Here is a 14,265-nt window from a genome sequence, read left to right as displayed (position 1 = left end):
GTGGGGACATGTCCGTCTACCTCGATCACGCCGCGACGACGCCGATGCCGGTCGCGGTGCGCGAGGCGTACGTCGAGGCACTCGGGCTGGTGGGCAACCCCTCGTCGATCCACACGCACGGGCAGGCGGCGCGCGACCTGCTTGAAACCGGGCGGGAACGGGTAGCGGAATCCCTGGGAGTGGATGCGGTTGAGGTCGTGTTCACCGGGGGCGGCACCGAGGCGGTGAACCTCGCCATCAAGGGAACCTTCTGGTCTCGCAACCTCGGTGGTCGAGTAGCGCCCGACGGGCGCGTGTCGAGACCCCGCATCCTCACCACCCGCGCCGAGCACCACGCCACCCTCGACGCGGTCGACTGGCTGGTGCGGCACGAAGGCGCGATCGTCGACTGGATCGAGGTGGATGCCGTGGGCCGGCTGTCGCTGGAATCTCTCAAGCAGGCGCTCGCCCGGGAGCCGGAGAGCATCGCGCTGGTGACGGCCCTGTGGGCGAACAACGAGGTCGGCACGCTTCAGCCGGTCGCCGACATCGTGCGACTCGCCCATGCTGCGGGAGTGCCCGTGCACCTCGACGCGATCGCCGCCTACGGCTCCGTGCCGATCGACGTGCCCGCGGTCGGGGCCGACCTGGTGTCGGTGTCGGCGCACAAGATCGGCGGGCCCGTCGGCATCGGCGCCCTCGTCGTCGCCCGCACCGCCACGGTCGAGCCGCTCATCCACGGCGGCAACCAGCAGCGCGCCCGCTCCGGCACCCAGGATGCCGCCGGCGCCGCCGCGTTCGGGGTGGCGGCCGGGGTGGTGCATGACACCGCGGCGCTCGCCGCCTTGCGCGACCGCCTCATCGCGGGGCTGGTCGGGCTGCCCGGCGTGGTGTTGCGCGGAGACCCCGACCCGGCCGGACGGCTGCCGGGCAACGTGCACGCGACCTTCGCGGGGTGCGACGGCGACGCGCTGCTCTACCTACTCGACCGCGAAGGCTTCTCGGTGTCGACCGGTTCCGCGTGCCAAGCGGGCGTCGCCGAGGTGTCGCACGTGCTCGCCGCGATGGGGGTGCCGGTCGACGAGGCGCGGGGCGCGCTGCGGTTCACGCTCGGCGCCGACACGACACCCGCGGCGATCGAGGCGCTGCTTGCGACTCTGCCGCGAGTCCTCGACCAAGCCCGCACCGCGTCCGCTCGACGCTGAAGGCTACTGGCGCGCAGCGCGGCGGGCGGCCTGCTCGACGGGATCCGGAATCGGAAGGGCCGCGATGAGGCGCTGCGTGTAGGGATCCTGCGGCGAGCCCAGCACCTGGGAGGTCGGGCCATGTTCGGCGATCTCGCCGCGATGCAGCACGACGACGCGGTGCGCGAGCAAGTCGACCACCGCGAGGTCGTGCGTGATGAACAGGCAGGCGAACCCGAAGCGTTCCTGCAGTTCGGCGAACAGCTCGAGCACCCGGGCCTGCACCGACACGTCGAGCGCACTCGTCGGTTCGTCGGCGATCAGCAGCTTCGGGTCGAGGGCGATGGCCCGAGCCAGGGAGGCCCGCTGTCGTTGTCCGCCGGAGAGTTCGTGGGGAAAGCGGTCGCCGTAGTCGCCGGGCAACTGCACGGCGTCGAGCAACTCGTCCACCTTGCCGCGCGCCGCCGCCGGGTTCGACGCCTCGCCGTGCACGACGAGCGGCTCGGCGATGCAGTCGGCGATCGTCAGCAACGGGTTGAAGCTCGAGGCCGGGTCTTGGAAGACGAACCCGAGTTCGCGGCGCTTGGGCCGGAAGTCGCGCTCTCGTCCGCCGGCGAGTTCGGTGCCGAGCACCTGCAGCGACCCGCCGGTGACCCGGGTGAGGCCGGCGATCGCGCGCCCGATCGTCGTCTTGCCCGATCCCGACTCGCCGACGAGGCCCACCACCTCGCCGGGCCGGATGTCGAAACTCACCGCCGAAACGGCCCGGAACGCCTTGCGGCCCAGGCGCCCGGCGTAGTCGATCGAGAGGTCGAGAGCGACCACGACGGGCACTGCGGCGGCATCCCCCGTGAACGCCCGGTCGACGATTTCAAGCCGCGGCACGGCCGCGAGCAGGCGCTGCGTGTACGGGTCGCGGGGGTGAGCGAACAGCTCCCGAACCGGCGCGGTTTCGACGATTTCGCCCTCGTACATCACCGCGACGCGATCCGCGAGATCGGCGACGACGCCCATGTTGTGGGTGATCAGCACGATCGCGGTGCCGAACTCGTCGCGCAGGGTGCGCAGCAGGTCGAGGATCTCGGCCTGCACCGTGACGTCGAGAGCAGTCGTCGGCTCGTCGGCGACGATCACGGCGGGTCGCAGCGCAAGTGCCATCGCGATGACGATGCGCTGCTTCTGGCCGCCCGAGAACTGGTGCGGGTAATCGTCGACGCGGCGCTCAGGGTCGGGAATGCCGACTCGGCCGAGCACGTCGATCGCCGTCGCGCGGGCGTCGGCCTTCGAGACCTTGCCGTGGGCGCGCAGCCCTTCCGCCAACTGCCAGCCGACCGTATAGACGGGATTGAGCGACGTCGAGGGCTCCTGGAAGATCATCGCCGCGGCGGGGCCGCGGAGGGCCCGCATCCGGTCGGGGGAGAGGCCGACGACATCCGTTCCGGTGAGCAGCACCGCGCCGTCGACGCGCGCCGTCTCGGGAAGCAGCCCTAAGATGCTGCGGCCCGTGACGGTCTTGCCGCTGCCGGATTCGCCGACGATCGCGAGCACCTCACCGGCGCGCACGTCGAGGTCGATGCCGCGGACCGCGGCAACATCGCCGCCGTCGGTTGCGAAGGTGATGTCGAGGTCGCGGATCTCGACCGCGAGCGCGTCCCGCGAACCGGTCATCACGGCACCTCCCCGAGTTCTTCGCGTGCCATCGGGGTCGACTGCGCGGCGGCGTCGGCCGGGGTCGCGGCGGCACGGCGCCGGGCCCGCAGACGCGGGTCGGCGAGGTCGTTGAGGCTCTCGCCGACGAGCGTGATGCCGAGCACGACGAGCACGATCGCGGACCCGGGGAAGACCGACGTCCACCAGATGCCGCTCGTGACGTCGGCGATCGAGCGGTTGAGGTCGTAGCCCCACTCGGCTGCTGCGGTCGGCTCGATCCCGAATCCCAGGAAGCCGAGGGCGGCGAGTGTCAGGATCGCCTCCGAACTGTTGAGCGTGAAGATGAGCGGCAGGGTGCGGGTCGCGTTGCGGAACACGTGACGGAACATGATCCGCGGCGTCGACGCCCCGATGACGAGGGCCGACTCGACGTACGCCTCCGGCTTGATGCGCACCGCCTCGGCGCGGATGACGCGGAAGTACTGCGGGATGAAGACGACCGTGATCGAGACGGCCGCCGCGAACACGCCGCCGAGCAGGCTCGAGCGACCGCCCGAGATGACGATCGCCGCGACGATCGCGAGCAGCAGCGTCGGGAACGCGTAGACGGCATCGGCGATCACGACGAGCACTCGGTCGAGCCAGCCGCCGAGGTAACCCGAGAGCAGGCCGAGCAGGATGCCGACGAAGATCGACAGCAGCACCGCGACGACGATCACCATCAGCGCCGTCTGGCTGCCCCAGATGACGCGTGACAGCACGTCGTAGCCGCCGACGGTCGTTCCCAGCAGGTGCTCGGCGCTCGGCGGCTGCTGCGCGCCGAAGCGTTCACCGTCGACCGACAGCTGGTTGTACCCGAACGGCGCGAGAACGGGGGCGAAGATGGCGGCGAGCACGAAGATCGCGCAGATCACGAGCCCCGCGGTGAGCATGCCGCGCTGGAGGCCGACCGACTGCCGGTACTGGTGCACGATCGGCAGTCGCGCGAACGAGAAGCGGCGATGCGGGGCGGCCATCAGTACCTCACCCGTGGGTCGATGAGCGCCGCGATGATGTCGACGAAGAAGTTGGTGAGCGCGACGATCACGGCGAGCAGTGCAACGATCCCCTGCACCGCGACGAAGTCGCGCGCCGACAGGTAGTGCGCGAGCTGGAAGCCGAGACCCTCCCACTCGAAGGTGGTCTCGGTGAGCACCGCGCCGCCGAGCAGCATCGCGACCTGGAGGCCGATGACGGTGATGATCGGGATGAGCGCCGGCTTGAACGCGTGCTTGCGCACGAGACGCACCTCGCTGATGCCGCGCGAGCGGGCCGCGTCGACGTAGGGCATCGCGAGCGTTCCGATGACGTTGGTGCGCACAAGGCGCAGGAAGACGCCCGCCGTGAGCAGGCCGAGCGCGATGCCGGGCAGGACCGCGTGCGACAGCACGTCGCCGATGACGGCGGGGCTGCCGGTGCGCACGGCGTCGATCAGGTAGATGCCCGTCGGATTGTCGATGCGGCCGAGAGCGAGTTCGACGCGCACCGACGCGCGTCCCGCGACGGGCAGAACGTCGAGGCCGACCGCGAAGATCAGCTTGAGCAGCAGACCCGCGAAGAAGACGGGTGTTGCGTAGCAGAGGATCGCGAAGACCCGCAGCACGGCGTCGCCCCACCGGTCGCGAACGGCGGCCGACAGCATCCCGAGGGGAATGCCGACGACGAGTGCGACGAGTAACGCGTAGATCGCGAGTTCGAGCGTCGCGCCGCCGTAGCGCAGCAGCACATCGGTCACCTGCTGGTTGTCGGTGAGCGTCGTGCCGAAGTTGAGGGTGAACACCTGGCCGAGGTACTCCAGGTACTGCACCATGATCGGCCGGTCGTAGCCAGCCTCGTGGATGCGCTCCGCGAGCTGGTCGGCAGGGAGCCGGCCGCCGAGCGCGGCGGTGATCGGGTCACCGGTGACCCGCATGAACAGGAACACCATCGACACGAGGATGAAGACGGTCGGAAAGATGAGCAGGAAGCGCACGACCAGGTAGCGGCCGAGCGACCCCCCGCCGGAGCGTGCGGAGACGGCGGAAACCGGCGACGCCTCGGTCGTGGTCATAGGTGGAAGCTTCTCATTTTCGGGAAGTCGGGCGGTGCCGCCGGTGGGGGTGGCCCGTCGCTGCGGGCCACCCCCGGGCGGACATCAGGTCAGCGCGTGACCGGAGCCCAACGGAACTTGAACGACGCATCCAGCACGATGCCGTCGATGTCGGTACCCGACACCGCGACCTGCGCACCCTGGAGGTACGGCACGGTCGAGAGCTGCTCGGCCACCGCCGCCTGGATGTCGCCGATGAGCGCCTCCCGCTCGCCGGCGTCGGGAGTGACCGCCTGCTGGAGGATCATCTCGTCGACGGCCGGGTCGGTGAAGTGGTTGCCGAGGAAGTTCTGCGTGAGGAAGAACGGCGACAGGTAGTTGTCGGCGTCGGAGTAGTCCGGGAACCAGCCGAGCTGGTACGCCGGGTAGACGTCGGCGGTGCGGTCTTCGGAGTACTGCACCCACTCGGTCGACTGCAGGTTGACGGCGAACAGCCCGTCGGCCTCCAGCTGGTCTTCGATGAGGGCGTACTCGTCACCCGAGCTCGGGCCGTAGTGGTCGGGGCTGTACTGCAGGTTGAGCTCGACCGGCGTCGTGACTCCCGCGTCGGCGAGGATCTGCGTGGCGTTCTCGACCGAGGGGCCGCCGTCGCCGTCGCCGTAGAGGTCCTTGAGCACCTCGGTAGCACCAGCGAAGCCGTCGGGCACGAAGGAGTACAGCGGCGTGTAGGTGCCCTTGTAGACCTGCTCCGAGATGGCGTCGCGGTCGATGAGCGACGCGACCGCCTGGCGCACGGCGAGCGCCTTGGCCGGGTCGGCCTCCGCGGTCGTCGCGCCGAACGGCTGGGTGTTGAAGTTGAACACGATGTAACGGATCTCGCCACCGGGGCCGTCGTGAACGGTGACATTGTCGTTGCCGCTCAGGTCTTCGACGTCGGTCGCCGACAGGCTGCGATAGGCGACATCGATCTCGCCCTCCTGCACGTCGAGCTTGAGGTTCGACGAGTCGGCGTAGTAGCTGAGGATGACGCCGTCGTTGGCGGGAGCCTCGATGAGGCCGCGGTACTCCGGGTTCGGAGCGAGCTCGACGGTCTGGTTGAAGTCGTAGCTCGTGATGACGTAGGGGCCACCGAACGCGTTCGCGTCGACGATCTCGTTGTCGGGGGTCAGCGCGTCGGCCGAGAACACTTCATCGTCGACGATCGCGCCGGGGAAGCTGGTCAGGATGAACGGGAAGACCTGGTCGTTCTCGCTCTTGAGATGGAAGACGACGGTCGTATCGTCGACGGCTTCGACGCTGTCGAGGTTGTAGAGCAGGCTCGACGCGCCGTTGGGGTCGGCGATCGCGATGTTGCGCTCGAACGAGAAGACGACGTCGTTGGCGTCGAGCACGTTGCCGTTCGCCCAGGTCAGGCCTTCCGGCAGCGTCACGGTGTACTCGTCGGGAGCGGTGAACTCGGCGGTCTCGGCGAGCGACGGCTCGACCTCGGTGCTGTCGAGAGCGGTGTCGACCAGGTAGGGGAAGACGTTGATCTGCAGCGCGAGCGACCCGTTGTCGTAGGAGCCGGCGGGATCGAGCGTTGTGACCTTATCGGTGGTGCCGACGAGGATGATGTTGTCGTCGCCGCCCGGGTCGCCGCCGCTGGCGCAACCGGCGAGCACGAGTGCCGCCGCGATGGGAGCCGCGACGAGGGCGACGCGGGTGCGCGTCTTTCGGAGGGTGTTCATTCCCCTTGCCTCTCTCTGGTGATTCACGAAAAGGAGGGGTCGCTTGTGGCAGCCCCCCAGCCTGTACCCCGTTCGGGGGGTACAGCACCTGTTAGGTCTAACACACCGCTTCGGATTTGTCGTCGTGGAGTGAGCGGATCGTTACCGGCGCGAAACACTCGGCGGCGCACGCGGGCAATCGCTCTCGCAGCCACCACGGGCAACGCCAGCTACCCTGGAGGGCGAAGAGAGGGACGTGCAGTGAAGGTTCTGAGCCTGTGAAGGTTCTCGCGGCGATGAGCGGCGGCGTCGACAGCGCCGTGGCCGCCGCGCGCGCCGTCGACGCGGGGCACGAGGTCGTCGGCGTGCACCTCGCGCTCTCCCGGCAGCGCGGCACCCTGCGCACCGGTAGTCGCGGCTGTTGCACGATCGAAGACGCGATGGATGCCCGCCGCGCGGCGAATCTGCTCGGCATCCCGTTCTACGTGTGGGACTTCTCAGAGCGCTTCGCCGAGGATGTCGTCGAGGACTTCGTCGCCGAGTACAGCGCCGGTCGCACCCCCAACCCGTGCCTGCGCTGCAACGAGAAGATCAAGTTCGCGGCGCTCATGGAGAAGGCCCTCGCCCTCGGCTTCGACGCCGTCGCGACCGGGCACTACGCCGACATCCGCATCGCCCCCGACGGGTCGCGCGAGCTGCACCGAGCCGCGACCTGGGCGAAAGACCAGTCCTACGTGCTCGGCGTGCTGACCGCGTCGCAGCTCGAGCACGCGATGTTCCCGCTCGGCGACACGCCGTCGAAGAATCTCGTGCGCGCCGAGGCCGCCGCCCGCGGGCTCACGGTGGCGCAGAAGCCCGACTCGCACGACATCTGCTTCATCCCCGATGGCGACACCCGCGGCTGGCTGTCGGAGCGGGTCGCCCTTGCGGAGGGAGCCATCCTCGACCGATCGGGCGAGCGCGTCGGCACCCACCCGGGAGCGCTCGCGTTCACCGTCGGGCAGCGGAAGGGTCTCGACATCGGGTTCCCGGCCGCCGACGGCAAGCCGCGCTACGTGCTCGAGGTGCGACCGAAGACCAACGAGGTCGTGGTCGGGCCGCGCGAGGCCCTCGCCATCGGGCAACTGGCGGGCTCCCGGATCAGCTGGGCCGGGATGCCGCCCGCCGACCCCGCGACCGCATTCGACTGCGAGGTGCAGGTGCGGGCGCACGGAGACCCCGTCCCCGCGTCCGCGCGCGTCGCCGACGGCGACCTCGTCGTGACCCTGCGGGAGCCGCTCGATGGCGTCGCCCCGGGGCAGAGCGCCGTCATCTACGTCGGCACCCGGGTGCTCGGTCAGTGCACGATCGACCGCACCGTATCGGCGGTCCCGGCGGGCGTCTGACGGGCGTCGGTCGTCGTTCCTAAGCTGAACCCATGCCCCGCGGATCGCACTCCGACCCTCTCGAGCAATGGCCGCAACGCACGAGCGCCGATCTCGCGGCGGCGAAGGCCGAGGCCGATGACCTGACCGCCCGCATCCTCGAGCTGCGCGAGGCGTACTACGAGCGCGACACCGTGCTGGTCGACGACGCCGACTACGACGCGCTGATGCGCCGTCTCGAGGAGCTCGAGCGGCTGCATCCGGAGTTGCAGAGCCAGGACAGCCCCACGCAGACCGTGGGCGGGTCGGCGGCGAAGCTGTTCGACCCGGTGCGGCACGCCGAGCGGATGCTGAGCCTCGACAACGTGTTCAGCCGCGACGAATTCCTCGCCTGGGCCGCGAAGGTCGAACGCGACTCCGGCCGCCGCGTCGACTACCTGTGCGAGCTGAAGATCGACGGGCTCGCCCTCAACCTGCGGTACGAGAACGGAACGCTCGTCTCGGCCGCGACCCGCGGCGACGGCGTGGTGGGCGAAGACGTCACCGAGAACGTGCGGATGATCGCCTCCATCCCGCGGCGCCTCGAGGGCGAGGGCCATCCGCCGATCGTCGAGGTACGTGGCGAGGTGTTCTTCACCGTCGACGCCTTCGAGCACCTCAACGCCGCCCAGGTCGCCGCCGGCGAGCGGGTGTTCGCCAACCCCCGCAATGCGGCATCCGGCTCTCTTCGGCAGAAGGAGGAGGGCAAACAGGGCGAGGCGCTCGCCCGCATGCGCTCCCGCATCGGGCGGCTGTCGATGCTCGTGCACGGCATCGGCGCGTGGCCCGACCCGCCCGTGGCGGCGCAGTCGCAGGTGTACGAGCTGCTCGCGAGCTGGGGGCTGCCGACCTCCACCCGCTTCGAGGTCACGAAGGATGCCGCGGGCGCCGCCGCCTTCATCGAGCGGTACGGCGAAAACCGCCATTCGGTCGAGCACGAGATCGACGGCGTCGTCGTGAAGGTCGACGAACTCGCGCTGCACGACGAACTCGGCGCCACGAGCCGCGCGCCGCGCTGGGCGATCGCCTACAAGTACCCGCCCGAACAGGTGAACACCAAGCTGCTCGACATCGTCGTGTCGATCGGCCGCACCGGCCGGGCGACGCCGTTCGCCGTCATGCAGAAGGTGCGCGTCGCCGGCTCCGAGGTGCGGCAAGCGACCCTGCACAATCAGGATGTCGTCAAGCTCAAGGGCGTGCTCATCGGCGACACCGTCGTATTGCGCAAGGCGGGCGACGTGATTCCCGAGGTGCTCGGGCCCGTCGTCGAATTGCGCGACGGCTCCGAGCGCGAGTTCGTGATGCCGACGAACTGCCCCGAGTGCGGAACGCCCCTGGCGCCCGCGAAGGAGGGCGACGTCGACCTGCGCTGCCCGAACGCGCGGTCGTGCCCGGCGCAGGTGCGCGGGCGGGTCGAGCACATCGGATCCCGCGGCGCCCTCGACATCGAGGGGCTCGGCGAGATCGGCGCCGTCGCGCTGACGCAGCCCGACATCCCGTCGCCGCCGCCGCTCGTCACCGAGGCCGGCCTGTTCGCCCTCACGATGGATGATCTGCTGCCGATCGAGGTGCGCGTGCGCGACGCCGAGACCGGCATCGTGAAAGTGGATGCCGAGGGTCACCCCGATCTGCGCAGCCCGTTCCGGCGCATCGTCTCAGCCGCCCGCAAAGACCAGCCCGCCGTGACGGGCCCGTCGGCCGCGGCGGAGAAGCTGCTCGATGAACTTCAGAAGGCCACGTCGAAAGAGCTGTGGCGCTTTCTCGTCGCCCTGTCGATCCGCCACGTCGGGCCGGTCGCGGCGCGGGCGCTCGCGGCGTACTTCGGGTCGCTCGACGCGATCCGGGCGGCGACGCGCGACGAACTCGCGGCCGTCGAGGGCGTCGGAGGCATCATCGCCGATGCCGTACTCGAGTGGTTCGAGGTCGACTGGCACGTCGAGATCGTCGAAGCGTGGGCGCGGGCGGGGGTGCCGTGGAGCATCCCCGATCACCCGGGTCCGGGTCTGGCGGGGGGAGGCGACGGCGTGCTCGCCGGGCTGACCGTCGTCGCGACCGGGTCGCTCGAGGGCTACTCGCGCGAGGAGGCGCAGGAGGCGATCCTGCGCGCCGGGGGCAAGGCGGCATCCAGCGTCTCGAAGAAGACCGACTTCGTCGCGGCCGGCCCGGGCGCGGGATCGAAACTGGGCAAAGCCGAAGAGCTCGGGGTGCGCATCATTGACGCGGCGCAGTTCAAGCTGCTCGTCGAGCAGGGCCCGGCGGCACTGCCGCCTCGCGAGCAGAAATCCACGACGTTCGGCGGATAGAACGCTCCGTGCACCGGCTTTCGACCGAGTCCGTCGTCGGGCGGGGTGCGACGGCTCGCCGAGCCTGAGCACGCGATTTCGCCCCTCGCCGGTCGCGACGGTATTCGGGGTACAGGCGCGCTGCAAAGTCGGCCTCAGCGTCGCGTCATAGTCCAGGCCCTTCGCCGTCTCTTCTGGTGAGACACCCATGCGGATGCGGGTCCGCGAGGCGTCGACTGGCGGCGCATCGGGGAATGGGTCCTGATCCCCCACCCCCGGTGCGTCGCTACGCCGCGTCGAGAGGTGTCGCCGAAGAATGGCCCACGGGTCATGAGAGGGGCCGCCGCACGATCTGACAGAACGCGTCAGGGCGCGTTTCGGGGTACACCAGCCACCCCGATCTGCCCGCAGCGCATCGCAACGGATTCCGTCGTCACCACTCGTCTCGCGGGTTCCACGGCTCGCCCCCGTGACCCTCGAATGGGGTGAGAACGTCCCCCTGTGTCCCCAATCCGGGGGACAAAACCGCGGATTTGGGGGCGTTTTGACGCGCCCGCGGGGTCGGCCCCCCATTTGGGTGGCACCTTGACCCTAGAATGCGGGGTGTACGGTGATGTCCTCCTTCGCGAGGTGGGCGCTCCGTGCGCTGGGCGATGGGACAACCCGACGTGCTGGTCGACGTCACGGCTTTTCTGGCTACCCCGGCGATCGCAGCGATCGTTTCCGGGGTCTTCGGCATGTCGTCGTCCGTGGCTCCCGTCACCATCGCGACCGTCTCGGAAGCCCTCGCCCGGCCCGCCGTCACGTCGGTCGCGAACGGCATCCCGCAGCCCTTCGTCGGCCCCGACCCGGTCGGTGGCTCCTCGCTCGAGACCATCGCCCGTCTCGACGGCGTGGGGCTGCTCGACCGGCTCGTCGACCTCACCCCGAGCGACCGCACCGAGTTCGTCGAGCTGTACCCCGAAGTGATCGGCGAGCTCAGTGCGCGCCCGCCCGCCGCACGCGACGTCGCCACCTGGTGGTCCCACACCCCGGCGGTCGCGCGCGAACAACTGGCGAACGACCTGCCCGGTGTCGTCGGCAGCCTCGAAGGAGTGCCGTACGCCCAGCGCGACCTCGCCAACCGCACCTTCCTCGCGCAGACCGAAAGCGGCATCCACGCCCAGCTGGATGCCGGGGTCGGTCGGGCAATGGAAGACGAACTGCGGGCGCGCCTGAACATGCTCGAGGCGGTCGAGGCGTCGCTGATCACCGGGCCGTCAGGCGAGCGGCGCAGCCTCGTTCTGCTCGACGTGACCGGGCAGGGGCGTGCCGTGATCGCGGTCGGCGACCTGAGCAGTGCCGAGTACGTGACGTTCTTCGTGCCGGGCATGTACGTCGGGGTGGCGGAACAACTGGTCGACTGGACCGGCAACGCCGAGACATCGCTCATCGAACAGCAGGAGTGGCTCGAACGCCTCGGAGCGGAGGGCGACGTCGCGACCGTCGCCTGGATCGGCTACCAGACGCCCACCGTCGTGAACATCGCCGGACTCGACCTCGCCTACCAAGGCCGGGATGCTCTCACGGGGTCGGTGCAGGGCCTCGATGCGGTACGCGCCGCCACCGCGCAGGCGCCTGCCGATGGCCCCTACGTGTCGATCGTCGCCCACTCCTACGGTTCGACCGCCGCGATGCTCGCGCTGCAAGAGAACGACATCACCGTCGACGCGCTCGTGCTCGTCGGATCGCCCGGCAGCCCGGCGAAGAGCGTCGACGACCTGAAGGTGGCCGGGGGCAACGTCTGGGTCGCGGCCGCGGCGACCGACCCGGTGCCACGCAGCGGGGTGTTCGGCAGTCAGCCGCTCGACGACGACTTCGGCGCGACGAAGTTCTCGGTGGTGGCCACGACCGACCCGATCACGGGCGAACAGCTCGACGACATCAACGGCCACGTGTACTACTTCTGGCCCGGAACGACGTCGGTGCGCAACACGGCGCTCATCGCGATCGGTCGCGGCGACCTCGCCACGACCGACACCGCGCCGGCGAAGGCGTTCGCGCGATAGGGCCGGCGCAACGGCCCGAGGGGGGTTCGCCCGCCTCGTAGACTTCGGTGGTGTCTGAACGCCGGATAGAGCCTGTCGAAATCATCACCCCCGATGTCGTGTCGCATCTCGCGCATCTCGCCCGCATCGCTTTGACGGATGACGAGATCACCCGGCTCACCGGTGAGCTCGGGCAGATCGTCGACTCGGTCGCGAAGGTCGCCGAGGTGGCGACCGCCGACATACCGGCGACGAGTCACCCGATCCCGCTGGGGATGGTGACGCGGGCGGATGTCGTGGGCGAGACGCTGACCACGGAGCAAGCCTTATCGGGGGCGCCGGCGCATGAGCTCGGGCAATTCAAGGTGTCGAGCATTCTGGGGGAGGAGCAGTGAGCGACGACCTGACCACCGCATCCGCGGCGCGCCTCTCGGAGCTGCTCGCGTCGGGCCAGATCTCGAGCGTCGAGGTCACGCAGGCGCATCTCGACCGGATCGCCGCCGTCGACGGCGACATCCACGCTTTCCTGCACATCAACGTAGCCGCCCTCGAAACGGCCCGTACCGTGGATGCGCAGCGCGCCGCGGGTGACCCGCTGGGTGTGCTCGCCGGCATCCCGGTCGCCATCAAAGACGTGCTGTGCACGCTCGACATGCCCTCCACCGCCGGGTCGAAGATTCTCGAAGGCTGGATTCCGCCCTACGACGCCACGGTGGTGGCGCGGATGCGGGCGGCCGGGCTGGTGCCGCTCGGCAAGACCAACATGGACGAGTTCGCGATGGGCTCCTCGACCGAGCACTCCGCGTATGGCAACACCCACAACCCGTGGGACCTGACGCGTATCCCCGGTGGATCGGGTGGTGGATCGGCGGCGGCGGTGTCGGCGTTCGAGGCGCCGCTCGCTTTGGGCTCCGACACGGGTGGTTCGATCCGGCAGCCGGCGGCGGTGACCGGTTCGGTCGGCATGAAGCCCACGTACGGCGGGGTCTCGCGGTATGGGGCGATCGCGCTGGCGTCGTCGCTCGACCAGGTGGGTCCGGTGACCCGCACCGTGCTGGATGCCGGCCTGCTGCACGACGTCATCGGCGGGCACGACCCGCGCGACTCGACCTCCATTCCGGATGCCTGGCCGTCGTTCGCCGAGGCCGCGCGTGCCGGGCTGCGTGGTGAGGGCCTCAAGGGGCTGCGGGTCGGGGTCGTCGCGGAGTTGTCGCACGAGAGCCAGGGCTTCCAGCCGGGGGTGTTGCAGCGCTTCCGCGAGAGTCTTTCTTTGCTTGAAGCCCAGGGCGCCGAGATCGTCGAGGTGTCGGCGCCTTCGTTCGAGTACGCGATCGCCGCCTATTACCTGATTCTGCCGGCGGAGGCGTCGAGCAACCTCGCCAAGTTCGACTCGGTGCGCTTCGGCCTTCGGGTCGACGTGCCGGGCGGGACGGTCGAGGATGTCATGGCCGCTTCACGCGAGGCAGGTTTCGGTGACGAGGTGAAGCGCCGCATCATCCTCGGCACCTACGCCCTGTCGGCGGGCTACTACGACGCCTACTACGGGTCGGCGCAGAAGGTGCGCACGCTCATCCAGCGCGACTTCGCCGCCGCCTTCGCTCGCTGCGATGTGCTGGCGACCCCGTCGGCGCCGACGACCGCGTTCCCGCTCGGGTCGAAGGTGGATGACCCGCTGGCGATGTACCTCAACGACCTGACGACGATCCCGGCGAACCTCGCCGGCGTGCCCGGCATCTCGATCCCCGCCGGTCTCGCCCCGGAAGACGGGCTGCCGGTCGGCATCCAGTTCATGGCCCCCGCCCGCGAAGACGCCCGCCTCTACACCGTCGGTGCCGCCCTCGAGGCGCTGTTGGAAGAGCAGTGGGGCGGCCCGCTCTTGTCGAAGGCTCCCGCTCTCGCCTAACCCTCGGTGGTCGGTAAGCGCCGCCATCTCGGTGGTCGAGTAGCCGCGCAGCGGCGTGTCGAG

The 14,265-nt window shown here is 69.8% G+C and carries 10 protein-coding genes; 6 read left to right on the top strand and 4 right to left on the bottom strand.

Annotated features, from left to right (window positions below; all coding sequences use genetic code 11):
• The first annotated feature begins 8 nt into the window (after positions 1-8).
• Positions 9-1,184, top strand: a complete 1,176-nt coding sequence (locus WBL06_RS07360) for a cysteine desulfurase family protein (RefSeq protein ID WP_424455336.1) — start codon at positions 9-11, stop codon at positions 1,182-1,184.
• Between the two features lie 3 nt (positions 1,185-1,187).
• On the opposite strand, the gene WBL06_RS07355 is transcribed toward WBL06_RS07360, so the two are convergent.
• From WBL06_RS07355 to WBL06_RS07340, 4 genes are all read right to left on the bottom strand, one after another.
• Positions 1,188-2,831 carry an ABC transporter ATP-binding protein gene (locus WBL06_RS07355; protein ID WP_424455335.1) on the bottom strand — a complete coding sequence of 548 codons (1,644 nt, stop codon included), beginning with the start codon at positions 2,829-2,831 and terminating at the stop codon, positions 1,188-1,190.
• Positions 2,831-3,829, bottom strand: coding sequence for an ABC transporter permease (locus WBL06_RS07350; protein WP_424455334.1), 999 nt, complete (start codon positions 3,827-3,829; stop codon positions 2,831-2,833). Before WBL06_RS07350 ends, WBL06_RS07355 begins: the two co-directional genes overlap by 1 nt.
• Positions 3,829-4,902, bottom strand: coding sequence for an ABC transporter permease (locus WBL06_RS07345; protein ID WP_424455333.1), 1,074 nt, complete (start codon positions 4,900-4,902; stop codon positions 3,829-3,831). Before WBL06_RS07345 ends, WBL06_RS07350 begins: the two co-directional genes overlap by 1 nt.
• Positions 4,903-4,991: 89 nt before the next feature.
• On the bottom strand, positions 4,992-6,608 hold the full coding sequence (locus WBL06_RS07340; RefSeq protein ID WP_424455332.1) for an ABC transporter substrate-binding protein: 1,617 nt from the start codon (positions 6,606-6,608) through the stop codon (positions 4,992-4,994).
• Positions 6,609-6,865: 257 nt separating this feature from the next.
• Between WBL06_RS07340 and mnmA the strand changes: the two genes are divergently transcribed.
• The 5 genes from mnmA (at position 6,866) to gatA (ending at position 14,202) form a co-directional block, all read left to right on the top strand.
• Positions 6,866-7,972, top strand: coding sequence for a tRNA 2-thiouridine(34) synthase MnmA (mnmA, locus tag WBL06_RS07335; protein WP_424455331.1), 1,107 nt, complete (start codon positions 6,866-6,868; stop codon positions 7,970-7,972).
• A gap of 32 nt (positions 7,973-8,004) precedes the next feature.
• A complete protein-coding gene (gene ligA, locus WBL06_RS07330; RefSeq protein WP_424455330.1) occupies positions 8,005-10,293 on the top strand; it encodes an NAD-dependent DNA ligase LigA in 2,289 nt (762 codons plus the stop codon).
• Positions 10,294-10,925: 632 nt separating this feature from the next.
• Positions 10,926-12,320 (top strand): alpha/beta hydrolase, encoded by a 1,395-nt coding sequence (locus tag WBL06_RS07325; RefSeq protein WP_424455329.1) that lies wholly within the window; start codon positions 10,926-10,928, stop codon positions 12,318-12,320.
• A 50-nt stretch (positions 12,321-12,370) separates the two neighbouring features.
• The gene (gene gatC, locus WBL06_RS07320; protein WP_424455328.1) at positions 12,371-12,694 is read left to right on the top strand and encodes an Asp-tRNA(Asn)/Glu-tRNA(Gln) amidotransferase subunit GatC; all 324 of its coding nucleotides are present in this window, start codon (positions 12,371-12,373) and stop codon (positions 12,692-12,694) included.
• Positions 12,691-14,202, top strand: a complete 1,512-nt coding sequence (gene gatA / locus WBL06_RS07315) for an Asp-tRNA(Asn)/Glu-tRNA(Gln) amidotransferase subunit GatA (protein WP_424455327.1) — start codon at positions 12,691-12,693, stop codon at positions 14,200-14,202. Before gatC ends, gatA begins: the two co-directional genes overlap by 4 nt.
• The last annotated feature ends 63 nt before the right edge of the window (positions 14,203-14,265 follow it).

This window comes from Pseudolysinimonas sp., assembly GCF_049651805.1.
In the GTDB taxonomy this organism is placed as follows: domain Bacteria; phylum Actinomycetota; class Actinomycetes; order Actinomycetales; family Microbacteriaceae; genus Pseudolysinimonas_A.
This window is presented reverse-complemented; position numbering and strand designations above follow the sequence as displayed.